This is a genomic window from Microtetraspora sp. AC03309 (assembly GCF_020826795.1).
GTDB lineage: Bacteria > Actinomycetota > Actinomycetes > Streptosporangiales > Streptosporangiaceae > Microtetraspora > Microtetraspora glauca.
Genome location: NZ_JADDIL010000394.1, coordinates 1 through 570, shown reverse-complemented (window position 1 = coordinate 570; position 570 = coordinate 1). Strand labels below are relative to the sequence as shown.

General features: G+C 64.4%; 1 protein-coding gene. It reads left to right on the top strand.

All coding sequences use genetic code 11. The features are described 5' to 3' along the window. On the top strand, window positions 1-476 hold a 476-nt coding region (locus IMZ11_RS43505; RefSeq protein ID WP_228649544.1), incomplete at its 5' end, for an SDR family oxidoreductase. Between the last annotated feature and the right edge of the window lie 94 nt (window positions 477-570).

Below are 570 nucleotides of genomic sequence, written 5' to 3'. Positions count from 1 at the left end.
GGGACGACATGATCGGCGTCAATCTTTCCGGCGTCTGGAAGACCGTGAAAGCCGCAGTGCCCCATATTCTTTCCGGCGGCCGGGGCGGGTCGATCGTTCTGACCAGCTCGGTCGGCGGGCTCAAGGCGTACCCGCACACCGGTCACTACATCGCGGCCAAGCACGGCGTGATCGGACTGATGCGCAGCTTCGCCGTCGAGTTGGGTCAACACTCGATCCGGGTCAACGCGGTGTGCCCGACCAATGTCAACACACCGATGTTCATGAACGAGGGCACGATGAAGCTGTTCCGTCCCGATCTGGAGAACCCGGGTCCCGACGACATGGCCGTTGTCGCCCAGTTGATGCACGTGCTTCCGGTCGGATGGGTCGAGCCCGTCGACATCAGCAACGCGGTGCTGTTCCTGGCTTCCGACGAGGCTCGCTACATCACCGGTCTGCCGGTCACGGTGGATGCGGGCAGCATGCTCAAGTAGCGGACTGGCTGGTGCCGAACCGGCGCAGGAACCGTTCGACGAAGGCGCGGAACTCGGCGTGGCCCTCGGTCACGCCGACCGCCTCCTCGTTGCA